This is a genomic window from Stenotrophomonas sp. LGBM10, from assembly GCF_046736075.1.
GTDB lineage: Bacteria > Pseudomonadota > Gammaproteobacteria > Xanthomonadales > Xanthomonadaceae > Stenotrophomonas.
The window spans coordinates 3,240,253-3,263,012 of the sequence record NZ_CP177163.1 but is presented as its reverse complement, the minus strand read 5'-3'; the positions used below and the strand labels follow the sequence as shown (position 1 = coordinate 3,263,012).

Below are 22,760 nucleotides of genomic sequence, written 5' to 3'. Positions count from 1 at the left end.
GGGAAACCACCGGTGGCGCCCGACCGTCGGTCGGACAGTTCCCATCAATGTTCGTGAACGGCCGGCGCCTCGGCGCCACCTTCCAGCTGGTCCAGGAAGTCGACCGCGCGGCGCAGGTGCGGGATCACGATGGAGCCGCCGACCACCAGGCCGACCGAGAAGGTCTCGAAGAACTCCTCGCGGGTCACACCGGCGTCCTTGCACTGGGCCACGTGGTAGCTGATGCAGTCATCGCAGCGCAGCACCATCGAGGCCACCAGACCGAGCAGCTCCTTGGTCTTCACATCCAGCGCGCCGGCCTGGTAGGTCTGGGTATCCAGCGCGAAGAAGCGGCGCACGACCTGGTTGGGCTCGCCAAGGATGCGCTGGTTCATGCGCTGGCGGAATTCGGTGAATTCGGCGATCCGGTCCTTGCTGCCGTCGTCGGCCGCGCTCATGCCTGGCCCTCGCCGGCCAGCAGCGGCTCCAGCTTGCCGGCGCGGTGCAGCGCCATCATGTCGTCGTAACCGCCCACATGGACGTCGCCGACGAAGATCTGCGGCACGCTGGTGCGACGGGTCTTGGCCATCATTTTCTCGCGCTCGACCGGATCCAGGTCGATCCGGACTTCGGTCCAGTCGCGGCCCTTGCTCTTGAGGAAGTTCTTGGCCGCCACGCAGTAGGGGCAGACCGCGGTCGAATAGATGGTGATGGCGGGCGCGCCACCCGGGGTGGAAGCGACATCTTGGCTCACGGGAAACTCCACAGCGGAACGAGTGTCTGTATATGGTAGCGGCCCGCTGGAATTTCCACGTCACCGCCGCAACACTGTGGATTAACCGTAGATTTGCAGGGGCCCTGCCACCCTGTACCGGCTGGACCCGCCCCACCCTTCCAGGAGCTTCGTTTGCGCCCTCTGCTGCTTTCCGCTGCGTTGACCCTGGCCCTGGCCGTGCCGCTGGCCTCGGCCCAGGACAGCAAGCTGCCGGACATCGGCTCCTCGGCCGGCGAACTGCTGACCCCGGCGCGCCAGGCCGAGTACGGCGGGATGATGCTGCGCGAACTGCGCAACTACGGCTACCTGCTCGACGACCCGCTGGTGGATGACTGGCTGCAGACGATGGGCGCACGGCTGGGCTCCAACAGTGCCCAGCCACGGCAGCCCTACACGTTCTTCATGCTCAAGGACCGCCAGATCAACGCCTTCGCCACCTTGGGCGGCTTCATCGGGGTCAACGCCGGGCTGGTGCTGACCGCCGAGCGCGAGGACGAGGTGGCCGCGGTGCTGTCCCATGAAATCGCCCACGTCACCCAGCAGCATGTGCTGCGCGGAGTTGAACGCGCCCAGCGCGACCAGATCCCGATTCTGCTGGGCATGCTCGCGGCGGTGGTCGCCGCCCAGCAGGCCGGGGGCAACTCCTCCGGCGATGCGACGATGGCCGCCATCACCTCCGGCATGGGCCTGATGCAGCAGCGTCAGATCAACTACACCCGGTCCAATGAATCCGAGGCCGACCGGCTCGGCATCCGCACCCTGGCCCGCAGCGGCTACGACGTGGATGCGATGGCCGGCTTCTTCGAACGCATGTCCGCCTCGATGCGGGGCAACGCCGGTGGCTACTCGGTGCCGGACTTCCTGCAGACCCACCCGGTGACCACCACCCGCATCAGCGAGGCCAAGTCCCGCGCCGAGCAGATGAAGAAGGACACCGTGCTGCTGACCACCGCCGTGCCCGGCGGCGTGCGCCAGGAACGCGTGGACCCGGCCGACCCGGCGTTGTCCGACCCGCTGGTCCGGCGCACCAACCCCCTGCTGCCGGCGTCCATGCAGGTCTCGGTGAACACGCTCAGCCGCGGCGCCACCGGGCAGTTCGAGTGGGCCCGTGAACGCCTGCGGGTGCTGAGCGCCGATACACCCGGCGATGTGCTGACCGAATATGAAAACCTGCAGCGCGCGCAGAAGGGCGGCCTGACCGAGCCGCAGCGCTATGGACTGGCCCTGGCGCGGCTGCGCAGCAGCGCCGCCAGCAAGGCGCGCGACGACCTGCAGGGGCTGCTGCGCGACCACCCCGACAACCTGTGGGTGGCGCTGGCACTGGGCGAGGCCGAATCCCGCGCCGGCCAGCCGGCCCAGGCCAATGCCCGCTTCGAGGCCCTGCTGCGCCAGCACCCGGGCAGCCGGCCGGTGGCGCTGACCTTCGCCGCCATCCTCAACGAACAGGGCGGGCGCGAGGCCGGCCAGCGCGCCCAGGCCATGCTGCGCCCGCTGCTGTCGCAAAGTGGCAATGATCCGGTGTTCCAGAGCCGCTTCGCCCGCGCCAGCGAACTGGCCGGGGATACCACCCGGGCCAGCGAGGCCTACGCCGAAGCTGCGTTCCTGAGCGGGCGACCGGAGCAGGCGCTGATCCAGCTGCAGGCGCTCAAGCGCCAGCCGGCACTGGACTATGTCGGCCGGGCCCGGGTGGATGCGCGGATCGAGGCGATCACGCCCACCGTGCTGGAAATGCGCCGGCAGGGCATCCAGGACCCCGATCTGGACCGGCGCTGAGCCGGCCGCCGGCCCGGTCTACATGACCGCCCGATGGCACAACACGCCGATACCCGGTCCGGTCGTCACAAACATGTCATGAAACCGTAGTCTACTGGGCTCAATCCCGGTCTGATAAGCATTACGGTGGGCACGTGCAGAAACGCATCCTGATCGTCGACGACGAACCCGCGATCCGAGAAATGGTCGCTTTCGCCCTGCGCAAGGGTGATTACGACCCGATCCACGCCGGCGATGCCCGCGAGGCGCAGACCGCCATCGCCGACCGCGTCCCGGACCTGATCCTGCTGGACTGGATGCTCCCGGGCACCAGCGGCCTGGACCTGGCCCGGCGGTGGCGCAAGGAGGCCCTCACCCGCGAGGTGCCGATCATCATGCTCACTGCGCGTGGCGAGGAGAACGACCGCGTTGGCGGCCTGGAAGCCGGCGTGGACGACTACGTGGTCAAGCCCTTCTCGGCGCGTGAGCTGCTGGCCCGCATCCGTGCAGTGATGCGCCGTGCCCGCGACGACGACGAGGACGGCAGCGTGGCGGTCGGCACGATCCGTATCGATGGCGCCGCACACCGGGTGTTCGCCGGCGACCAGCCGGTGCCGATCGGCCCCACCGAGTACCGCCTGCTGCACTTCTTCATGACGCATCCCGAGCGCGTCTATACCCGCGCGCAGCTGCTTGACCACGTGTGGGGCGGCAGCGTGTATGTTGAAGAACGTACCATCGACGTACACATCCGTCGCCTGCGCAAAACGCTGGAGCCGTTCGGTGCGGAGAACATGGTGCAGACCGTGCGCGGCGCGGGCTACCGCTTCTCCACCGCCACCTGATTCCAGCCCGTTCAGCGCGAGGCGGAGCCTCCTGATCCAGCGGGGCAGAGCCCCGCTCTACGGACCATTTTTACGAGACTGCAATGCCGCGCCACATCCGTTCTGCCTGGTTGAAAACGCTGGCTACCCTGGCCACCCTGCTGCTGGCGGCCGCTGTGCTGGGTCTGCTGCTGGGGCAGGTATGGATGTGCATCGCGCTGGCGGCCATCGGTGCGCTGGCCTGGCACTACTGGCGGCTGCGCCGGGTGCTGCGCCGGCTGACCGCGCGCCATCGCTGGGACGTCGGCGACGGCACCGGCGTGTGGAATGAACTGGACCGGCTGCTGTACCGCAACCAGCTGGAAATGCGCACGCGCAAGCGACGCCTGCTGGACATGCTGCGCAGCTACCGCGCCGCCGCGGCGGCACTGCCCGACGCGGTGGTGGTGGTGGACCGCAACAGCCAGCGCGTGCAGTGGTTCAACGAAGCGGCCACCTCGCTGCTCGGCCTGCACCATCCCGGGGACCTCGGCGAGGCGCTGGTCGAACGGCTGCAGCCGATGCCGCTGGCGCACTGGCTGGCGGGCGGCCGCAATGCCGAGCCGATCCTGGACGTGCCGTCACCGGTGGACCCGGCGATCCGCCTGAATCTGCGCCTGATCCCCTACTCGCCGGACTACTGGCTGCTGATCGCGCGCGACGTGAGCAAGCTGCTGCGCCTGGAACAGGTGCGCCGCGACTTCGTGGCCAATGTCTCGCACGAGCTGCGCACGCCATTGACGGTGGTGCACGGCTACCTGGACATGATGGACCCGGAGGACTTCCCCGGCACCGGCCCGATGCTGGAGGAAATGCGCAAGCAGTCCCAGCGCATGGCCCAGCTGGTGGAAGACCTGCTGACGCTGTCGCGGCTGGAATCGCAGGAACATACCGAAGAAGAAACGGTGGCGATGACGCCGATGCTGGCCACCCTGCGCCGCGAGGCCGAAGCGCACAGCCAGGGCCGCCACCAGATCAGCATCGTCGACAGCGCCGGGATCGACCTGCAGGGGTCCAACAAGGAACTGCACAGCGCCTTCTCCAACCTGGTCACCAACGCGGTGCGCTATACGCCCGCCGGTGGCCGGGTGGAGGTGGTGCTGGCGCGCGAAGGCGACGGCGCGGTGCTGTCGGTGCGCGATAGCGGCTATGGCATTCCGGCCACCCACCTGCCACGCCTGACCGAGCGTTTCTACCGGGTCTCCAGCAGCCGTTCGCGCGAAAGCGGCGGCACCGGGCTGGGTCTGTCGATCGTCAAACACATTCTTGGCCTGCACCACGCCCGCCTGGAGATCCAGAGCGAGGTCGGCAAGGGCAGCGTGTTCTCCTGCCACTTCGATGCCGATCACGTGCGCGCGCGCAATGAGCTGGCCTCCCTTCCCGCTTCCGAGGATTTCTCCGCATGAGCAATCTCGCTCCAGCCGTTGTGAATGTGGACAGCGATCCGCTGCGCGACCCCGCGCTGTACATCAACCGCGAGCTGTCCCAGCTCGACTTCAACTTCCGGGTGCTGGCCCAGGCGCTGGATACCCAGGTGCCGCTGCTGGAGCGCCTGCGCTTCCTGTGCATTTCCTGCACCAACCTCGACGAGTTCTTCGAGATCCGCGCCGCCGCCGTGCGCCACGCGCAGGAGTTCGGCCTGCCGCCGGCACCGGACGGCATGAGCCCGCAGGCGATCCTCAACGCCATCCACGACCGCGCCGCACAACTGGTCGATCAGCAGTACCGCTGCTGGAACGACACGCTGCGCCCGGCCCTGCACGAAGCGGGCATCGACGTGCTCGGCCGCAATGCGTGGACGCATCGCCAGAAGCGCTGGCTGCGCGCGTATTTCCGCAACGAGATCATGCCGGTGCTGTCGCCGCTGGGCCTGGACCCGTCGCACCCGTTCCCGAAGATCCTCAACAAATCGCTGAACATCGTGGTGGTGCTCAAGGGCACCGATGCGTTCGGCCGCGCCGGCCACCTGGCCATCGTGCGCGCGCCGCGCTCGCTGCCGCGCATCATCCAGTTGCCTGAGAAGCTGGGCGGCGGGCAGACCTACGTGTTCCTGTCCTCGGTGCTGTCCACCTTCGTGGACGAGCTGTTCCCGGGCATGGAGGTCCAGGGCGCCTATCAGTTCCGCGTGACCCGCAATTCCGAGCTGGTGGTGGACGAGGAAGAAGTGGAGAACCTGGCGCTGGCACTGCGCGACGAGCTGGTCGACCGCGGGTACCGCCCTGCGGTGCGGCTGGAGATCGCGCAGGATTGCCCGCGTGACATCGTGCGCACCCTGCTGCAGAACTTCGGGCTGACCGAAAACGCGGTCTACCGCATCGACGGGCCGGTCAACCTCAACCGTGTGGTGCAGCTGTACGACCTGCTGGCCCGCCCGGACCTCAAATACCCGCCGATGAACCCGCGCACGCTGCGCGACAGCGACGGCATCTTCGAGGTGGTGGCCCGCCAGGATGTGCTGCTGCACCACCCGTTCGACGCGTTCACCGCCGTGCTCGATCTGATCAAGCAGGCGGCGATCGACCCCAACGTGCTGGCCATCAAGCAGACGCTGTACCGCACCGGCAAGGACTCGCTGATCGTCGATGCACTGATCCAGGCCGCACGCAACGGCAAGGACGTGACGGTGGTGGTGGAACTGCGCGCGCGCTTCGACGAGGAAGCCAACCTCGGCCTGGCCGATCGCCTGCAGGAAGCCGGCGTGCAGGTGGTGTACGGCGTGGTGGGCTACAAGACCCACGCCAAGATGCTGCTGATCGTGCGCCGCGAGGGCCGCAAGCTGCGGCGCTACGTGCACCTGGGCACCGGCAACTATCACAGCGGCACCGCACGCGCCTACACCGACCTGAGCCTGATCACCGCCGATGCGGATATCGGCAACGATGTGCACCTGCTGTTCCAGCAGCTGTCCGGGCTGGCCCCGCGGATGAAGCTCAAGCGCCTGCTGCAGTCGCCGTTCACCCTGCACACCGGCGTGCTGCAGCGGATCGAGCGCGAGACCCGGCTGGCCGCCAGCGGGCGCCCCGGCCGGATCATCGCCAAGATGAACGCCCTGAACGAACCGCAGGTGGTACGGGCGCTGTATGCCGCCTCGCAGGCCGGCGTGCAGATCGACCTGATCGTGCGCGGCGCCTGCACGCTGCGCCCCGGCGTGCCGGGGGTGTCGGAGAACATCCGGGTGCGCTCGATCGTCGGGCGCTTCCTCGAACACAGCCGCGTGTACTGGTTCGGCAACGATGGCGCGGCCGAGCTGTACTGCGCCAGCGCCGACTGGCTGGAGCGCAACCTGCTGCGCCGGGTGGAGACCTGTTTCCCGATCCTGGACCCGGAACTGGCGCGCAAGGTGTACCGCGATGTCCTGCAGAACTACCTGGACGACAACCTCAACGCCTGGGAACTGCGCGCGGACGGCAACTACCACAAGTGTGCCCCGGCCCATGACGAGCCGCCGCACGCGGCGCAAATGGCGTTGATGCAGGGTCTGTAGGCAGCGACCGGTGGTCGCACCCCTCCACATGTGAAGGCCGCGCGGTGACGCCGCACACCGGCCTTCGGCTAACATTCGCCCATGCCGCATACCACCACGACTCCGCCCGCCCTGCAGGATGGCGACCTGCTCGCCGCCATCGATCTTGGATCGAACAGCTTCCACATGGTCATTGCGCGCTACACGCTCGGGCAGCTGCGGGTGGTAGACCGCCTGCGCGAGACGGTACGCATGGCCGACGGGCTGGATGGCAAGGGCGGCCTGTCCGCCGATGCGCGGCAGCGCGCGCTGGAATGCCTGGCCCGGTTTGGCCAGCGCATCCGCGCCATCCCGCCGGTGCGCGTCCGCGCGCTGGCCACCAATACCGTGCGCCAGCTGCGCTCGCCGCAGGCCTTCCTGATGCCGGCCGAAACCGCGCTGGGGCATGCCATCGAAGTGGTCAGCGGCCGCGAGGAGGCGCGCCTGATCTACCTGGGCGTGGCCCACGCGCAGCCGCCCAAGCCGGACCAGCGCCGCCTGGTGATCGACATCGGCGGCGGCTCGACCGAATTCATCATCGGCCAGGGCATGCAGACCCTGGAGCGCGAAAGCCTGCAGGCCGGCTGCATCGCCAGCACCCGGCGTTTCTTCCCCGGCGGCAAGCTGAGCCGCAAGCGCTGGAAGGACGCGCTGACCGAGATCGGCGCCGAGTTCCAGCAGTTCGCCACCAAGTACCGCGCGCTGGGCTGGCACGAAGCGCTGGGCTCATCGGGCACGCACAAGGCGATCAGCGAAATCTGCGCGACGATGAAGCTGAGCAAGGGTGCGATCACCGCCGAGGCCCTGCCGCAGCTGCGCGATGAACTGCTCAAGGCCAAGCGGATCGAGGACATCGACCTGCCCGGCCTGTCGGCCGACCGCCGCCCGATCATCGCCGGCGGCATCCTGGTGCTGGAAGCCGCCTTCCAGGCACTGGGCCTGCAGAAGCTGCTGGTCAGCAAGGCGGCAATGCGCGAAGGCATCCTGTACGACATCCTCGGCCGCGCCAGCGAGAACGACCTGCGCGACGAGTCGGTGGCGGCGCTGAGCCTGCGCTACGGGATCGATACCGTGCAGGCCGAGCGCGTCGAGCGTACCGCGATGGACCTGCTCGGCCAGGTGGAGTCGGCCTGGGGGCTGGACCCCGACGACGCACGCATGCTCGGCTGGGCCGCGCGCCTGCACGAACTGGGCCTGATGATCGCGCACAGCGGGTATCACGTGCACGGCAGCTACGTGCTGGAGAACTCGGACATCGCCGGCTTCTCGCGCCAGGAACAGCAGTTGCTGGCCGCGCTGGTGCGCACCCATCGCCGCAATGTGCCCAAGGCCGCCTTCGATGCCCTGCCCGAGCGCCTGCTGCAACCGGCGCGGCGCATGGCCGCGCTGCTGCGCTTGGCGGTACTGCTCAACCGCGCCCATGAAGACACGCCCATGCCGGCGCTGGAACTGACCGCCGACGACACCCGGCTGTCGCTGATCCTGCCGCAGGCCTTCATCGACGCGCGGCCGCTGCTGCGTGCCGACCTGATCGGCGAAACCGAGGGCCTGGCCGGACTGGGCATGCAGTTCCGGCCGTTCGTGGCCTGAACCGGGCGGCCCGGCCGGGCCGTCATCCGATGGTCATGCCAGGGTCATGTCGGCTACATCGCCGGCGCCCAGCATGCGCGCATACGGGAGGTCCGCCATGCGCTATGCCATCGTCACCGAGACATATCCACCCGAGGTCAACGGTGTTGCACTGACCGTCCAGGGGCTCGAACAGGGACTGCGTGCGGCCGGTCACCAAGTCGATCTGGTGCGGCCCCGCCAGGCCGGCGACGCCGACGGGGACAACACCCTGCTGGTCGCCGGTGCGGCCCTGCCCCGCTACCCCGGCCTGCGCTTCGGCCTGCCGGCCCCCAAGCGGCTGGCGCGCCAATGGCAGCAGCAACGCCCCGATGCGATCTACATCGCCACCGAAGGCCCGCTGGGCTGGTCCGCCCTGCGCACCGCGCGGCGGATGGGCATCCCGGTCGCCACCGGCTTCCACACCCGCTTCGACGAATACCTGCCCGACTACGGCGTGGCCTGGCTGCAGGCGGCAGCACTGCGCTGGATGCGGCGCTTCCACAACCAGTCCGACGCCACCCTGGTACCCACCCAGGAGCTGCAGCAGTTCCTCTGCGAGCAGGGCTTTGAACGGGTGCGCCTGCTGGCGCGCGCGGTGGACAGCCGCCAGTTCGAGCCGACGCGGCGCGACCCGGCGCTGCGCGAGGAATGGGGCATCGACGGCACCGGCTTCGCGGCGATCTACGTCGGGCGCATTGCGCCGGAAAAGAACCTTGCGCTGGCGGTGAAGGCCTTCCGGCGGCTGCAGCAGGTACGGCCCAAGGCCCGCTTCGTGTTCGTGGGCGATGGCCCGTCGCGCGCCGCGCTGGCGCACGACAACCCGGACTTCATCTTCTGCGGCGTGCAGCGTGGCGATGCGCTGGCCCGCCATTTCGCCAGTGGCGATCTGTTCCTGTTCCCCAGCCGCAGCGAGACCTTCGGCAACGTGACCCTGGAAGCGATGGCCAGCGGCCTGGCCACGGTGGCCTTCGACTACGGCGCAGCGCGCGAACACCTGCGCACCGATGAAAACGGCATCGCGGTCAGCGACGACGCCGCCTTCGTCACCGCCGCCGTGCAGCTGGCCGGCGATGACGTGCTGCGGGCACGGTTGGGGCGCAACGCGGCCGGCGCCATGAAGCGGCTGCATCCCCAGCAGGTGGTGGCCGAGTTCGACGCCCTGCTGGCCGAACTGGCCCAGGCCCGGAGGCCGCATGCCGACCACGCCGCTTGAAGCCCTGCGCGGCCGCGAGGCCCGCTGGTGCCGCCGTGCGAATCATTACTGCCGGCGCCGCCGGGTGCGCCAGGTGTTCGCCGCGGTCAGCCGGCTGGGCGACGGGGTGTTCTGGTACGCCCTGATGGGCGCGCTGGTCCTGGTGGATGGCTTCGACGGCCTGCGCGCATCGCTGCACATGGCCGCCACCGGGCTGATGGCCCTGCTGCTCTACAAGGGCCTCAAGCGCTGGACGCGACGCCCGCGGCCGTATGCCGCCGACCTGCGTATCCGTGCCTGGGTGGCCCCGCTGGACGAATTCAGCTTCCCCTCCGGCCATACCCTCCACGCGGTGTCGTTCACCATCGTCGCGCTGGCCTATTACCCGTGGCTGGCACCGCTGCTGGTGCCGTTCACGGCGGCGGTCGGGGTGTCGCGGGTGGTGCTTGGCCTGCACTATCCCAGCGATGTGCTGGCTGCCACCGCGATCGCCACCGGCCTGGCCGGCGCCAGCCTGCAGTGGTTGCCGCTGCCGGTGTGACGCGGTGCGGTGGCGCCCGACGTTTTACAATGCGCGCATGACCACGCTGTTCATTTCCGATCTGCATCTGGACCCCAGCCGTCCAGCCATCACCGACCTGTTCCTGGCCTTCCTGCAGCGCGACGCCATGCAGGCCGACGCGCTGTACATTCTGGGCGACCTGTTCGAAGCCTGGATCGGCGACGACACGCCGTCCGCCGCTGCCGACGCGGTGGCGGATGCGCTGCACGCTGTGGCCGATGCCGGGGTGCCGGTCTACTTCATCCGTGGCAACCGCGATTTCCTGGTGGGGCAGGACTATGCCCGCCGCGCGGGGTTCCGCATCCTGCCCGACCCGAGCGTGATCGACCTCTACGGCCGCCCTGTGCTGCTGCAGCACGGCGACCTGCTGTGCACCGATGACGTGGCCTACCAGCAGTTCCGCACGCAGACCCGCGATCCGGCCTTCCAGGCGCAGTTCCTGGCGCAGCCGCTGGCGGCCCGCATCGCGTTCGCGCAGAAGGCGCGCGATGCCAGCCAGGCGCGCCAGTCGGAAATGAAGCAGGGCGACAAGGCCCAGTTCGAAACCGTCACCGATGTCGCCCCGGCCGAAGTGGAGGCCACCTTCATCCGTTACGGCGTGGACACCATGATCCACGGGCATACCCACCGCCCGGCGATCCACACCCTGCGCCCGGCCGATCGCGAGTGCACCCGCATCGTGCTCGGCGACTGGTACGAACAGGGCTCGGTGCTGCGGGTAACGCCGCAGGGCTGGACGCTGGAGTCGCTGGTCTAGGCGTACCGACCAGCGGTCGGTACCCACAATTGCCGGGCCGGTACCCACCGCTGCCGGGCCGGTACCCACAGCTGCCAGGTCGGTACCCACCGCTGCCGGGTGGGTACCGCCCGTCTCCCTCGTCGTCAGCGGAACGCGGCGACCGCCGCCTTGGTGTTGACCAGCACACGCTGGTTGTCGGCACTGGCCGCGATGCCCATCGGGATGCCGTTGTAGCTGATGTTCGGGTTGGACCAGAAGTTCAACCGCGGGCAGCTGCGCGTGCAGTTGTAGGCCATGATCGTGCGCCAGCCGGTGCCCGTGGCCGGTTCGTAGCGGTAGCCGTGGCCATAGGCGTACGGCGAGGTGCTCGAATCGGTGGCGATATCGTGGCGCGCGCTCTGCAGGTGCCCGATTTCATGGGCAAACGAGTAGTACCCGGTTGCGCAGTCCCAGTGCACCGCAGCGAACGCCGTGCTGGCGGTGGAGCCGATGCCCGACGCCAGCCCGCAGGAACTGGCGTTGTTGATCACCAGGACCGCCACGTCGGCGCGGGTGTTGTTGCGGCTGGTGTGGATGCTGTCCATGAAGCCGTCGCTGGTCTGGCGGAAGCGCGCCAGGTCGGTCGAGAAGCTGCTGGATTCGGTGTAGGTGGTGGTCTCGTAGCCGGCCAGCTGCAGGGTGATGCCAACGTTGCTGTTGACGTAGCCCTGGTTGGACTCGGCCACCGCCAGCTGCACCAGCGACTGCATGTTGCCGCCATAGGCGGCCACCGCGCCGTTGGTGGCCACCACCAGGACGCGGATCGTGGCCGGCGTACCCGACGACGCGGCCGCGATGCCGATCTGCTCGTTGACCGGCATCGCCACCGTGGGCAGCCGGTTGTAGTCGGCCGGGTGGTCGGCCGGCATGCGCGACTCATCCACTTCCACCAGCACATGGCGCCCGTCGCTGATCGGGCGCAGGCGGTACAGCTGGCCATCGCGGCGGATGGTGCCGGTCACCGTGTCGCCGGAGCGCACCAGGATGATCTGGTTGAGCGGGTCCGGTGCGCCGGCCTTGGCCAGCCGCGCACCGGCACGGGTGCCGAGCTGGCCATACCAGACGCTGCCGCCGTCGGCGAGCGTCTCCACGCGGCTCTGCAGGGCCTGCACCGGCTGGCCAAGCAGCTCGAATTCCAGTTGTTTCTGGGTCGCGGTCACCGCAGCAGCATCCACCTGCACTTCCTGCACGGTGGCGGTGGACGGGGAGTTCATCAGCGCGCTCAGCGCCGGCTGGCTGCTCGCCGAGGCGCGGCTCACCACCGTGACCGGGGCAAACAGCGACGCGGCCGAGGCACTGCCGGCGGTCAACAGGCACAACGTGATCACACCTGCGGTCTTGCTCATCGATCTGGACATCATGTCGGCTCTCTTTGAGTGGGAACACTGCGGGGAAGTCGTTGCTGCAAGCGGCCGATGGCGACAGGCCGACGCCATATGGCTCCTGTTGATCGCGTGAATTCAATAGATGCGAGTGATTGCTTTTCAAATCTGTGATCCGCATCCGCGCGGTTCAGCAACATCACGTGCGGCGTCACCCGTCGCGCCTGTAGCGGTTTCGCGCTACCGTGGTCGGGCATCGACCGGGGGGCAGGAGCGACATGGCGGGGGGACATGGCACTGAAGGCACGACAGCGGCAATGCTGCTGCAAATCGGCCTGTTCTTCGACGGCACCCGCAACAATGCCGACAACCTGCGACATGCCTCGCGCCCGCCCGGCAGCACCACGCCGGCACCGCGTCCGCCGGCGATCCGCGCCGATGATGCCTCGCCCTACCAGAGCCGGCTGACCAGCAGCTACAGCAATGGCCTGACCAACATCGCGCGCCTGCACGCCCTGTATCCGGATCATCGCGGCACAGGCCTGCCGGCCGCCGGCCCGCTGTCCCTGGCGATCTACATCGAGGGCGTCGGCACGCGGACCGGCAAGGACGACGACCTGATGGGCCTGGCCTTCGGCGTGGGCCGTACCGGCGTGCGCGCCAAGGTCCAACGTGGCCTGGACATCCTGCTGCCCGACGCACTGCGCACGCTGGCGCGGCAGCCCCGGCTGCCGCCGATCGCCGCGGTGCGGGTGGACCTGTTCGGCTATTCGCGCGGTGCCGCCGCCGCGCGCGATGCGGTCAATCGCCTCGCCCGTGCCGAGGGCGAGGCCTGGTTGCGCGAACAACTGGTGCGCGCCGGGCTGACCCTGGCACCGGCCTTCCCCGGGCGCGCGCGCCGGGTCCGGTTCGTCGGCCTGCTCGATACCGTGGTGGCGGTCGACCGTCGCCAGCGCGACCAGCAACCCGACGTCGCGCTGGCCGCCGGCTGCGCGGACAAAGTGCTGCAACTGACCGCGCGCGATGAACACCGCGAGCACTTCGCACTGACCAGCGTGGCCCCGCCGCACGAGGAAATCGCCCTGCCCGGCGTGCACGCCAATATCGGTGGCGGCTACGACCAGACCGTGGAAGGACCGAAGCTGCTGACCCGCCCGCTGGGCGAGGTCATCGATGACCACGGGCTGGCGGAGGGCGCCACGCCACCGCTGTCGCTGCTGCGCGCCAGCGGGGTTTATCACCGCGCGCAGGACCAGTGCCGGCAGTGGCAGGCGCAGCTGGGCCTGGGCGACGATGCGGTGTGGGTGGATGTGTGGCACCAGTGGCTGCAGCAGCGCCGGGCCGGCAGCCGCAGCGTGCGCCTGCTGCCCACCCTGCACGTCCATGCGGCGGTGGTCCTGCGCCGGGCGATCGACCCGCGCTACCAGTGGATCGCACTGCGCCTGCTGCACCAGCGCGCGGCAGCGGCCGGGGTGCCCTGGCGCGCCACGCCCGACCAGGATCCCGCACTGGCACTGCCCGCACCGCTGCTCCCCATCGCGGCGCGGCTGCTGGTCGGCCAACCGCTGGATGCCGCGCAGGAACAGCTGCTGCGGCAGCACTATGTGATGCAGTCGGCGCACTGGAATTTCGACGCGCTCGGCGATACCGCGCTGCTGTACGCCGCCGACGACGCCACCCGCGAACTGCCCTACCGGCCCGGGCCCGGGCTGTTCTACGTGAACCGGCCGACCGGGAACGGTCAGCGCGTGGTGCTGGCCAACGCCTGACCGCGCATCTCGGTCTGCTCGATCAGCTCGGCCAGTTCGTCCTCGTCGAATCCGGCCAGCAGCCGCGCTTCGAGGTTGAAGGGGCCGTACAGGAAACCGCCGGCGTACTCCTTCAGCAAGGCCATGAAGCGCGGCCGCGGCTCCACGCCCGCGCGCGTGCAGTACCAGCGGTACCAGCGCGAGCCGGCCGCCACGTGCGCCACTTCCTCGCGCAGGATGATCTCCAGCACATCGGCGGTATCGGTGTCCCCGCTGGCGCGCAGTTTGACGATCATGCCGGGGGTGACATCGAGCCCGCGTGCTTCAAGCACGCGCGGCACCAGCGCCATCCGCGCCAGGCCGTCGTGCGCGGTCTTCTCGCACATGTCCCACAGGCCGTTGTGCGCGTCGAAGTCGCCATAGGCATGGCCCAGTGCCTGCAGGCGGCCATGCAGCAGCATGAAATGACGCGACTCGTCATCGGCCACGGCCACCCAGTCGGCATGGAACGAGCCCGGCAGGCCGCGGAAGCGGTAGACCGCATCCCAGGCCAGGTCGATGGCGTTGAGTTCGATGTGGGCGATGGCGTGGATGAACGCCGCACGCCCCTCCGCACTGCCCAGGCCGCGCCGCGGCAGGTCGCGCGGATGCACCAGGGCGGGCCGCGCCGGGCGGCCCGGCATGCGGATCGGCTCGGGCGGCGGCGCCTCGGCCGGTGCCTTCAGGCGCCCGGCGCGGAACTGCGCCGCGTAGTGCTGGGTCAGCGCGACCTTGCGCAGCGGATCGGGTTCGGCCAGGCACTGCTGCGCAGCGCGCAGCAGGTCGCCGGCGGCAGTGTCCAGCACCTCGCTCATGCCAACGGCCTCAGGCGCGTCGCTTGTGCTTGGCATCGTCCGAACGCAGCTGCTGGATGCGTTCGAAGTAGCCCGGCTCGATCCCGGTCGGGTAGATGCCGTTGAAGCACGACGAATCGAACGTCTTCAGCTCCGGATTGCCTTCGCGCACCGCCGCTTCCATGTCCTCGATGTCCTGGTAGATCAACCAGTCGCAGCCCAGGTGCGCCTCGATTTCCTCGACGCTGCGGTTGTGCGCGACCAGTTCCTCGGCCGCCGGCATGTCGATGCCGTAGATGTTGGGGAAGCGCACCGGCGGCGCGGCGCTGGCCAGGTAGACCTTGCGCGCACCGGCGTCGCGCGCCATCTGCACGATCTGCTGGCTGGTGGTGCCACGCACGATCGAGTCGTCGACCAGCAGCACCACGCGGTTGCGGAACTCCAGGTGGATCGGGTTGAGCTTGCGACGCACCGACTTCACCCGCTCACCCTGCCCCGGCATGATGAAGGTGCGGCCGATGTAGCGGTTCTTGATGAAGCCTTCGCGGTACTTCACCCCGAGCGTGTTGGAGATCTCCAGCGCGGCGTCGCGCGAGGTGTCCGGGATCGGGATGATGGTGTCGATGTCGTGGTCCGGACGCAGGCGCAGGATCTTCTCGCCCAGCTTGATGCCCATGCGCATGCGCGCCTTGTGCACCGAGACGTTGTCGATCATCGAGTCCGGGCGCGCGAAGTACACGTACTCGAAGATGCACGGGCTGTGCTCGGCCGGCTCGGCGCACACTTCGGAGAACAGCTCGCCGCGTGCGGTGATCACCAGCGCTTCGCCCGGGCGCACATCGCGCACGCGCTGGAAGCCCAGCACATCCAGTGCGGACGACTCGGAGGCCACGATGTATTCATCGCCTTCGGCATGGGCGCGCTTGCCCAGCACCAGCGGGCGGATGCCATGCGGATCGCGGAAGGCAACCAGGCCCAGGCCCAGCACCACGCTGATCACCGCATAGCCGCCCTTGCAGCGGCGGTGCACGCCGGCCACGGCACGGATCGCCGCTTCCGGGGTGAGCTGGCGCTGCGCGTCCAGCTCGTAGGCGAACACGTTCAGCAGCACTTCGCTGTCCGAATCGGTGTTGACGTTGCGGCGGTCCTGCTCGAAGACCTGCTGGCGCAGGGCTTCGGTGTTGATCAGGTTGCCGTTGTGGGCCAGCGCGATGCCGTACGGCGAGTTGACGTAGAACGGCTGCGCTTCGTCCATGCCTTCCGAACCGGCGGTCGGGTAGCGCACATGCGCGATGCCGACGCGGCCTTCCAGGGTCGACATCCGCTTGGCGTCGAACACGTCGCGGACCAGGCCGTTGGCCTTCTGCACGCGCAGGCGGGTGCCGTCGGCGGTGGCGATGCCAGCCGCATCCTGGCCGCGATGCTGGAGGACGGTCAGGCCGTCATACAACTGCCCGGCGACGTTCTGGTTGCCGACGATTCCGACGATGCCACACATGGTGCGAATCTCCGCTGGGCTGTGCCCATCTACAGTGAAGGTGGCCGTGCCTGGCCGGGGGAACCGTTCCGCGAGGGAGCGGTGTCGTCCGGACGCGCGCGCGCCGGCTCGATGTTGGTGGGCAGTGTGGAAGCCGGTCCGCGCGCCGCAGCGTCGGCAGGTACCGGGTCCCTCGCCTCGTCAACCGGACGCGGCCATCCGCGCCCTGCCACTACCTCGCCAAGCACGCCATTATCGCCTGTCGCGAGCGGCTTGCCCAATTCCAGCGGCGGCAGTTGCGGCAGATTCACCTCCGGCAGCGCCACCTCGGGCAGCTGCGCCTGCATCCACCGTACCCCGGGCTGGAGCAGCGGGCGGACCTGGGAGTCGCGCCAGGCGGCCTCGTCGGGCAGCGGCGTGAAGGCGGCCAGCATCAGCAGCACACAGCCCAGGAAGGCACCGCGGACCAGGCCCAGCGCCCCGCCCAGCAGGCGGTCGGCGCCGGTCAGGCAGGTCACCTTCACGGCGGCCTTGATCAGCATTCCGATCCCGCCGACGGCGATCATCACCGCCAGAAACACGCCCAGATAGCCGCCCACGTAATGGCCGGTGCCCGGCGCGGCCGGTGCGGCCCACCAGTGCGCGGCGTCATTGCCGAACAGAAACGCGGCCCAGCCGGCCAGCAGCCAGGACAGCGTGGCAACTACGATGCCGACGAAACCGCGCATCAGACCGAGCAGCACCGAGGTGCCGATCAGCGCCAGCAGCACGATGTCGATCACGCCCGCGCTCTGCGGCAGGGCCGTGGGGCCGGCAGGCGGTGCATGCCGGGGCTCAAGGGTGCGGGCGGACCATGCCGGCCACGCCGACCTTGGCCGCGACCTGGGCCTTGAGGTTCTCGGCGTCGGCGCGGTTGGCCACCGGCCCGACGCGCACGCGGTTCAACGTGCCCTTGTCGGTGCGGACCTGCTCGACGAAGGCGCTGAAGCCAGCCGCGCGCACCTTGTCGCGCAGTGCGTTGGCTTCGGCAGCCTGGCCGAAGGCGCCCAGCTGCACGGCGAAACCGACGCTGCTGGCGGCCGGTGCGGCCGGTGCCGCAACGGTGGCGGCTGCAGGTTCCGGCTTGGCCGGGGCCGGCTTCGGCTCGGGCTTGGGCGCGGCCGGCTTCGGCTCGGGCTTGGCGGCAGCCACCGGCTCGGCCGGCAGCGCTTCGGTTTTGACCGTATTGGTGGCTGCTGCGGCCGGGGTGGCGCTGGAGGCGCTGGCCGGGGCGGGCGTCGGCGTCGGCGTCGGCGTGGCAGCCACGGCGCTGTCCGCACGGGCGTCCAGGGTCACGACTTCGGCCTTGACGTCGCTGCGCACCTTCACTGCCTGCAGGCGGGCCGATTCGGCCTGGGCACGATCGGCGTAGGGCCCCACGCGCACGCGCCAGGCCTGGCGGCCGTTGATCGTGGCCGGCTCGCTGAACCCGGGCAGCTGCGATTTCCTGAGGTGGGCGATCACCGCGTCGGCATCGGCCTGGCTGCCATAGGCGCCGAAGCTGACCGCGTAGTTGCCGGCGGCCACGGCCGGGGAGGTGTCGGCCGGCGCCGGATCGGCAGCCACGGCACCGGTGTCGGCCAGCGGCTGGGTGGTGGATGCCCCGCTCTGCAGGCCGGTGGCGGCACCGGTCGGCGCCACCAGGGGCAGCTCACGCGTTTCGAATTGTCCGTCCGCCGGTGCAGCCGGCGCGGTGATCGGCACATTGGCCACGCCGCTGTCCGGCGCGGGGCCCTTGACCAGCATGGGCAGGAAGATCACAGCCAAAGCCACCAGAACGATGGCACCAATCAGTCGCTGTTTCAGAGGAGTATCCACGGAAGGCAGGCAGGGCGGCGCGGCGGAATGCCACGGCGATTATACGGTCGCGCGCGTGCGCGGCGTCGAATGCGGCTGAACGGCGGCACAGGACCGCCGCACGGACTCAGGGTGCCGTCTCCAGCCACTGCAGCGCCTGCGCGGCGGTGTGGAAGGAGCCGAACACCAGCACGCGGTCACCCGGCTGGGCATCGCGCAGCGCCTGCTGCAGCGCATCGGTCACGCGGGGATGGCGGCTGCCGTCGGCCGCAACCGTGCCGGCCAGGCGCGCCTGCAGGGCCTCGGCGCTCTGTGCGCGCGCGCCCTCGAGGCCGGCCAGGTGCCAGGCCTGGACCTCCGTCGCCAGCGCCTCGACCACGCCGGCGGCGTCCTTGTCCTGCAGTGCCGCAAACACGGCCACGGTGCGCCCGGCCGCCGGTGCGGCCTTGAGGGCGGTGGCCAGCTCCCGCGCGGCCTGCGGGTTGTGGCCAACGTCGACCAGCACCTCCACGCCGTCGCGGTCGAAGGCGTGCAGGCGGCCGCGGATGCGCGCATTGGCCACGCCCTCCACGAATGCCGCGCGCGGCAACGGCTTGTCCAGCGCGCGCAGCGCGGCAATCGCCGAGGCGGCATTGCGCAGCTGGATCGGCCCACGCAGCGCCGGCGTCGGCAGTTCGATGCGGAAACCAACATCACGCCAGCGCCAGTGCTGTGCGTCGATGACGTCGGCAAAGAAATCGCTGCCGCCGCGGATCGCGTTGGCGCCCAGCACGTAGGCACGGGCCAGCACGCTGGACGGCGGATCGGTTTCGCCGAGAATGACCGGCTTCCAGCCGCGGATGATGCCGGCCTTCTCGGCGCCGATCGCTTCGCGGTCTTCGCCCAGCCAGTCGCTGTGATCGATGTCCACGGTGGTGATCACGGCCACGTCGGCGTCCACGATGTTGACCGCGTCCAGGCGCCCACCCAGGCCCACCTCCAGCACGGCAAGGTCCAGCCCGGCGGCAGCGAACAGGTGCAGCGCGGCCAGGGTGCCGTACTCGAAATAGGTCAGCGTGGTCTGCCCGCGTGCCTGTTCCACGGCGGCGAAGGCGGCGATGAGATCCTCATCGGCGACGTCCTGGCCGTCGATGCGCACGCGCTCGTTGTAACGCAGCAGGTGCGGGGAGGTATACGCGCCGACCTTCCAGCCTGCGGCGCGGGCGATCGCCTCGATGAAGGCCACGGTGGAGCCTTTGCCGTTGGTGCCACCGACCACGATGCTGCGGGTGGCCGGCGCGCCCAGGCCCATCGCCTGCGCCACGGTGCGCACCCGATCCAGCCCCATGTCGATGGTGGCCGGGTGCTGCTGCTCGATGTAGGTGAGCCAGTCGGTGAGGGTCTGCGGGTGGGCGATGGTCATGGGCGTTGGATCAATGTGGCGGACGACGGGGTGCGACGGGAAGGCGGTTACAGCGCGCGGTGCTTGGCTTCGCCGAAGAACGGCGTGTGGTGGGCACAGTCGTTCAGGCGGACCACCTCCAGGCTGTCCAGGTCGGGCCCTTCGAGCAGGTTGAGGGTGGTCGGCGCCTGGCGGAAGGTCCACAGGCGGGAGATCGGCAGGCCAAGGATGCGGCACAGGATCACGCGGTTGACGGCATCGTGGGCCACCACCAGCAGGGTGTCGTGCTCGCCGAGGCCGTCGGCCGCGCGGGCCAGGCCGCGCCAGCTGCGCTCCAGCACCAGACGCAGCGATTCGCCGCCGGGCATCAGCACGGTGTCCGGTTCTTCGCGCCAGGCCTTCAGCCGCGAGGGATCCTTTTCGTTGATTTCGCTGGCCAGCAGACCTTCCCACTCACCGTGGGCGATTTCCTGCAGGTCCGGTTCGGTGAGCAGCATGTCGGCGCGCGCGCTGCCGAGCGCAAGCTGGGCGGTGCGCTGGGCACGCGACAGCGGCGAGGCGACGGCGCGGGTGATGTCGACCGAGCGCAGGCGTTCGCCCAGCGCCTGGGCCTGGGCTTCGCCGATCGGCGACAACGGGATATCGATCTGGCCCTGGTAGCGGCCTTCGGCGTTCCACGGGGTTTCGCCGTGACGGGCAAGCAGGATGCGCATGCGAGCAAGGGGTCCTTGGGGGAGGAGTTCCGGCGCTTCGTTCACATCCTGTGAAAGCGCGCGGAACAGGGATGATACCCGGTTGCCGCACCGAACCCGTGCCGGGTGGCGGCTTCGATCATTGCCGCGCCGTGCGCGGCCAGCCGACCAACGGTCGGCTCTGCCGATGCGGCGGCGCCGTTCATGGCCGACCCGCGCCCGACCCGCGCCACAAAAAAGCCCCGCTGCTTTCGCAGCGGGGCCTCATGACTTCACCTGCCCTGACCGCCTTACTTGGCCAGGTTCAGTTCCTTCAGCAGCTGCGGCGCCGGCGCCACTTCCTGCATGATCCACTGCATGTAACGGCTGTCCACCGAGATCATGCGGGTCATCACCGGGTCGAACACCCAGTTGGAGCTGACCGATTCCCAGTTGCCGTCAAACGCCAAGCCAACCAGCTTGCCGTTGGCATCCAGCACCGGCGAACCCGAGTTGCCGCCGGTGATGTCCAGGTTGGACAGGAAGTTCACCGGCACCGAGCCGATGCGCTTGTCTTCCAGGCCGCCATACCGCTTGGCTTTGACCGCATCGAGCAGCGCCTTGGGCGAGTCGAACGGATCAGCACCGGTTTCCTTGGCGACGATGCCTTCCAGCGTGGTGAACGGGGTGTAGGCCACGCCGTCCTTCGGGGCGTACCCCATGACGTTGCCGAAGGTGATGCGCAGCGACAGGTTGGCGTCCGGGTACACGAACTCGCCCTGGCTCTTCTTGTAGTCCGCCAGTGCCTGCAGGTACAGCGGGCGGGCCACCAGCGACTCGCCTTCGCGGGTCTTCTTCTGCTCTTCCTGCTTCAGCAGCGCCGGCATGACCGCCACCGCGTACTGGATCGCCGGATCGGTGCTGGCTTCGAACGCCGCGCGGTCGGCCTTGAACCACTTCAGGCGTTCATCCAGGCTGCCCAGCTTGGTACCCGACAGCTTGCCGACCAGACCGTCGATGGCGGCCTTGTCGCTGCCCGCCAGCCACTGGTTCAGCACCTCGTTGTTGCGCTGCGCGGCCGGCAGTGCGGCGTACTGGTTCAGCCAGTAGGCCTGCAGCTGCTGGTCCATGCGCGCCACGTAGCGGCGGTCCATCTGCTTGAGCGACCCCTCGATCGACGGCAGGTCGCGCTCCTGGAAACCGGCTTCGCGCTCGGCGTCGGCCTTGCTGCGCTCGATCGACAGGCGGTACAGCGTGATCGCCGAGCCCAGCGCCGAGGTGTTGTTGAACTGGCCCACGATCAGGTCGCGGTCACGGGTGGCGCGGCCTTCTTCCAGGTGCTTGATCAGCTGCGCGTGCGCGGCCAGTGCCGGCTTGCCGGCGGCGCCCTGCTTCTTCAGCCACGCCAGCACGGCCGCTTCCTCGGCCTGCTTCTGGCCGGCGGCGTCGATGCGCTTGAAGCCGTCCAGCTGGCCCTGGTAGTTCTTGGCGGTGTTGTTCAGGCCGGCCATCGTGGCGGCGTACTTCACCTTGATGTCGGCGTCCTGCTGGCCGGCCTTGCCGATCAGGTCGATCACCGCGTTGTAGTGGCGCGCGATGGTCGGGTAGGTCCAGCTGGCGGTTTCGTTGAACTCACCGGCCAGCGCGTAGCGGTTGGTGCGGCCCGGGTAGCCGGCCACCATCACGAAGTCGTCGGCGCCCAGCGGCTGGTCGGCGAACTTCAGGAAGTGCTTGGGCTGGTAGGGCACGTTGTCGGCCGAGAACGCGGCCGGCTTGCCATCCTTGCCCACGTAGGCACGGTAGAACGAGAAGTCGCCGGTGTGGCGCGGCCACATCCAGTTGTCGATGTCGCCGCCGAACTTGCCCACGCTGCCCGGGGGGGCGTAGACCAGACGGACGTCCTTGATTTCCATGTTGCGGAACAGGCGGTAGGTGTTGCCGCCGGAGAAGCTGTACAGGCGGCAGCGGAAGCCTGCATCGGCTTCGCAGGCGGCGGTCTGGGCCTTGTCGAAGGCGTCCAGCGCGCGGGTGCGGGCCAGCGGGTTCTTGCCCGCGGCGGCGATGGCGGCCTTGGCCTGGTCGGTCACGTCGGTGATCTGGTCAAGCACGAACACGCGGGCGTTGGGGCCGGCGCTCAGCTCGTCGGCCAGGGTCGGGGCGTTGAAGCCGTCCTTGATCAGGTTCTTTTCGGCGGTGGAGTTCAGCTGGATCGCACCGTAGGCGCAATGGTGGTTGGTGACCACCAGGCCCTGCGGCGACACGAAGCTGGCGGTGCAGCCGCCCAGTGCCACCACCGCGCCCATCGGGTCGCCGGTCAGGTTGGAGATCTGCTCCGGGGACAGCTTCAGGCCGGCCTGCTTGAGCGGGCCGGCAATCTCCGGCAACTGTTGCGGCACCCACATGCCTTCGGCGGCATGGGCGACCTGGACCAGCCCGAGGCTGGCGACGACGGAGAAAGCGAGCAGGTTCGAGCGCATT

The 22,760-nt window shown here is 69.2% G+C and carries 19 protein-coding genes; 9 read left to right on the top strand and 10 right to left on the bottom strand.

Annotated features, from left to right (window positions below; translation table 11 throughout):
* Positions 1-44: 44 nt before the first annotated feature.
* Together ACLB90_RS14100 and grxC are read right to left on the bottom strand one after the other, a co-directional pair.
* A complete protein-coding gene (locus ACLB90_RS14100) occupies positions 45-437 on the bottom strand; it encodes a carboxymuconolactone decarboxylase family protein (RefSeq protein ID WP_019185812.1) in 393 nt (130 codons plus the stop codon).
* The gene (gene grxC / locus ACLB90_RS14095; protein ID WP_411850060.1) at positions 434-733 is read right to left on the bottom strand and encodes a glutaredoxin 3; all 300 of its coding nucleotides are present in this window, start codon (positions 731-733) and stop codon (positions 434-436) included. Before grxC ends, ACLB90_RS14100 begins: the two co-directional genes overlap by 4 nt.
* 153 nt (positions 734-886) lie before the next feature.
* Between grxC and ACLB90_RS14090 the strand changes: the two genes are divergently transcribed.
* The 8 genes from ACLB90_RS14090 to lpxH all read left to right on the top strand — a co-directional run bounded on the left by ACLB90_RS14090 (position 887) and on the right by lpxH (position 10,993).
* Positions 887-2,527, top strand: coding sequence for a M48 family metalloprotease (locus ACLB90_RS14090; protein WP_411850059.1), 1,641 nt, complete (start codon positions 887-889; stop codon positions 2,525-2,527).
* A gap of 134 nt (positions 2,528-2,661) precedes the next feature.
* Positions 2,662-3,351, top strand: a complete 690-nt coding sequence (phoB, locus tag ACLB90_RS14085) for a phosphate regulon transcriptional regulator PhoB (RefSeq protein ID WP_017357317.1) — start codon at positions 2,662-2,664, stop codon at positions 3,349-3,351.
* Between the two features lie 83 nt (positions 3,352-3,434).
* Complete coding sequence (gene phoR / locus ACLB90_RS14080) at positions 3,435-4,775, top strand: phosphate regulon sensor histidine kinase PhoR (protein WP_411850058.1); 1,341 nt, start codon at positions 3,435-3,437, stop codon at positions 4,773-4,775.
* Positions 4,772-6,853: a polyphosphate kinase 1 gene (gene ppk1 / locus ACLB90_RS14075; protein ID WP_411850057.1), complete on the top strand. Its 2,082-nt coding sequence runs from the start codon at positions 4,772-4,774 to the stop codon at positions 6,851-6,853. The genes phoR and ppk1 overlap by 4 nt, the downstream gene beginning before the upstream one ends.
* An 81-nt stretch (positions 6,854-6,934) precedes the next feature.
* Positions 6,935-8,461 (top strand): exopolyphosphatase, encoded by a 1,527-nt coding sequence (ppx, locus tag ACLB90_RS14070; protein ID WP_411850056.1) that lies wholly within the window; start codon positions 6,935-6,937, stop codon positions 8,459-8,461.
* A gap of 97 nt (positions 8,462-8,558) precedes the next feature.
* Positions 8,559-9,695 carry a glycosyltransferase family 4 protein gene (locus tag ACLB90_RS14065; RefSeq protein WP_411850055.1) on the top strand — a complete coding sequence of 379 codons (1,137 nt, stop codon included), beginning with the start codon at positions 8,559-8,561 and terminating at the stop codon, positions 9,693-9,695.
* Complete coding sequence (locus ACLB90_RS14060; protein ID WP_411850054.1) at positions 9,676-10,215, top strand: phosphatase PAP2 family protein; 540 nt, start codon at positions 9,676-9,678, stop codon at positions 10,213-10,215. Before ACLB90_RS14065 ends, ACLB90_RS14060 begins: the two co-directional genes overlap by 20 nt.
* A gap of 37 nt (positions 10,216-10,252) precedes the next feature.
* Complete coding sequence (gene lpxH, locus ACLB90_RS14055; RefSeq protein ID WP_411850053.1) at positions 10,253-10,993, top strand: UDP-2,3-diacylglucosamine diphosphatase; 741 nt, start codon at positions 10,253-10,255, stop codon at positions 10,991-10,993.
* A gap of 125 nt (positions 10,994-11,118) precedes the next feature.
* On the opposite strand, the gene ACLB90_RS14050 is transcribed toward lpxH, so the two are convergent.
* Positions 11,119-12,375, bottom strand: a complete 1,257-nt coding sequence (locus ACLB90_RS14050; protein ID WP_411850052.1) for a zinc-dependent metalloprotease — start codon at positions 12,373-12,375, stop codon at positions 11,119-11,121.
* A 278-nt stretch (positions 12,376-12,653) separates the two neighbouring features.
* On the opposite strand from ACLB90_RS14050, the gene ACLB90_RS14045 reads away from it, so the two are divergent.
* A complete protein-coding gene (locus tag ACLB90_RS14045) occupies positions 12,654-14,105 on the top strand; it encodes a DUF2235 domain-containing protein (protein WP_411850051.1) in 1,452 nt (483 codons plus the stop codon).
* On the opposite strand, the gene ACLB90_RS14040 is transcribed toward ACLB90_RS14045, so the two are convergent.
* The 7 genes from ACLB90_RS14040 to ACLB90_RS14010 form a co-directional block, all read right to left on the bottom strand.
* Entirely contained in the window at positions 14,078-14,938 is an 861-nt protein-coding gene (locus ACLB90_RS14040; protein WP_411850050.1) for a ferritin-like domain-containing protein, read from the bottom strand. The two genes, ACLB90_RS14045 and ACLB90_RS14040, sit on opposite strands and share 28 nt — an antisense overlap.
* A gap of 10 nt (positions 14,939-14,948) precedes the next feature.
* Entirely contained in the window at positions 14,949-16,415 is a 1,467-nt protein-coding gene (gene purF, locus ACLB90_RS14035) for an amidophosphoribosyltransferase (RefSeq protein WP_411850049.1), read from the bottom strand.
* 29 nt (positions 16,416-16,444) lie between these two features.
* Positions 16,445-17,176 carry a CvpA family protein gene (locus tag ACLB90_RS14030; RefSeq protein WP_136005548.1) on the bottom strand — a complete coding sequence of 244 codons (732 nt, stop codon included), beginning with the start codon at positions 17,174-17,176 and terminating at the stop codon, positions 16,445-16,447.
* A gap of 52 nt (positions 17,177-17,228) precedes the next feature.
* Positions 17,229-18,251, bottom strand: a complete 1,023-nt coding sequence (locus ACLB90_RS14025) for an SPOR domain-containing protein (RefSeq protein WP_411850048.1) — start codon at positions 18,249-18,251, stop codon at positions 17,229-17,231.
* Positions 18,252-18,357: 106 nt separating this feature from the next.
* Positions 18,358-19,632: a bifunctional tetrahydrofolate synthase/dihydrofolate synthase gene (gene folC / locus ACLB90_RS14020; protein WP_411850047.1), complete on the bottom strand. Its 1,275-nt coding sequence runs from the start codon at positions 19,630-19,632 to the stop codon at positions 18,358-18,360.
* Positions 19,633-19,679: 47 nt separating this feature from the next.
* Positions 19,680-20,324 carry a histidine phosphatase family protein gene (locus tag ACLB90_RS14015; protein WP_411850046.1) on the bottom strand — a complete coding sequence of 215 codons (645 nt, stop codon included), beginning with the start codon at positions 20,322-20,324 and terminating at the stop codon, positions 19,680-19,682.
* A 269-nt stretch (positions 20,325-20,593) separates the two neighbouring features.
* On the bottom strand, positions 20,594-22,759 hold the full coding sequence (locus tag ACLB90_RS14010) for a S46 family peptidase (protein WP_411850045.1): 2,166 nt from the start codon (positions 22,757-22,759) through the stop codon (positions 20,594-20,596).
* Between the last annotated feature and the right edge of the window lies 1 nt (position 22,760).

Bases quoted from the DNA above. Each gene is read 5' to 3' on its own strand.
- ACLB90_RS14045 (WP_411850051.1), top strand. From the start codon at position 12,654: ATGCTGCTGCAAATCGGCCTGTTCTTCGACGGCACCCGCAACAATGCC.
- ACLB90_RS14050 (WP_411850052.1), bottom strand. From the start codon at position 12,375: ATGATGTCCAGATCGATGAGCAAGACCGCAGGTGTGATCACGTTGTGC.
- lpxH (WP_411850053.1), top strand. From the start codon at position 10,253: ATGACCACGCTGTTCATTTCCGATCTGCATCTGGACCCCAGCCGTCCA.
- ppk1 (WP_411850057.1), top strand. From the start codon at position 4,772: ATGAGCAATCTCGCTCCAGCCGTTGTGAATGTGGACAGCGATCCGCTG.
- ACLB90_RS14040 (WP_411850050.1), bottom strand. From the start codon at position 14,938: ATGAGCGAGGTGCTGGACACTGCCGCCGGCGACCTGCTGCGCGCTGCG.
- ACLB90_RS14010 (WP_411850045.1), bottom strand. From the start codon at position 22,759: ATGCGCTCGAACCTGCTCGCTTTCTCCGTCGTCGCCAGCCTCGGGCTG.
- purF (WP_411850049.1), bottom strand. From the start codon at position 16,415: ATGTGTGGCATCGTCGGAATCGTCGGCAACCAGAACGTCGCCGGGCAG.
- ACLB90_RS14015 (WP_411850046.1), bottom strand. From the start codon at position 20,324: ATGCGCATCCTGCTTGCCCGTCACGGCGAAACCCCGTGGAACGCCGAA.
- ACLB90_RS14100 (WP_019185812.1), bottom strand. From the start codon at position 437: ATGAGCGCGGCCGACGACGGCAGCAAGGACCGGATCGCCGAATTCACC.
- folC (WP_411850047.1), bottom strand. From the start codon at position 19,632: ATGACCATCGCCCACCCGCAGACCCTCACCGACTGGCTCACCTACATC.
- ACLB90_RS14065 (WP_411850055.1), top strand. From the start codon at position 8,559: ATGCGCTATGCCATCGTCACCGAGACATATCCACCCGAGGTCAACGGT.
- phoR (WP_411850058.1), top strand. From the start codon at position 3,435: ATGCCGCGCCACATCCGTTCTGCCTGGTTGAAAACGCTGGCTACCCTG.
- ppx (WP_411850056.1), top strand. From the start codon at position 6,935: ATGCCGCATACCACCACGACTCCGCCCGCCCTGCAGGATGGCGACCTG.
- ACLB90_RS14060 (WP_411850054.1), top strand. From the start codon at position 9,676: ATGCCGACCACGCCGCTTGAAGCCCTGCGCGGCCGCGAGGCCCGCTGG.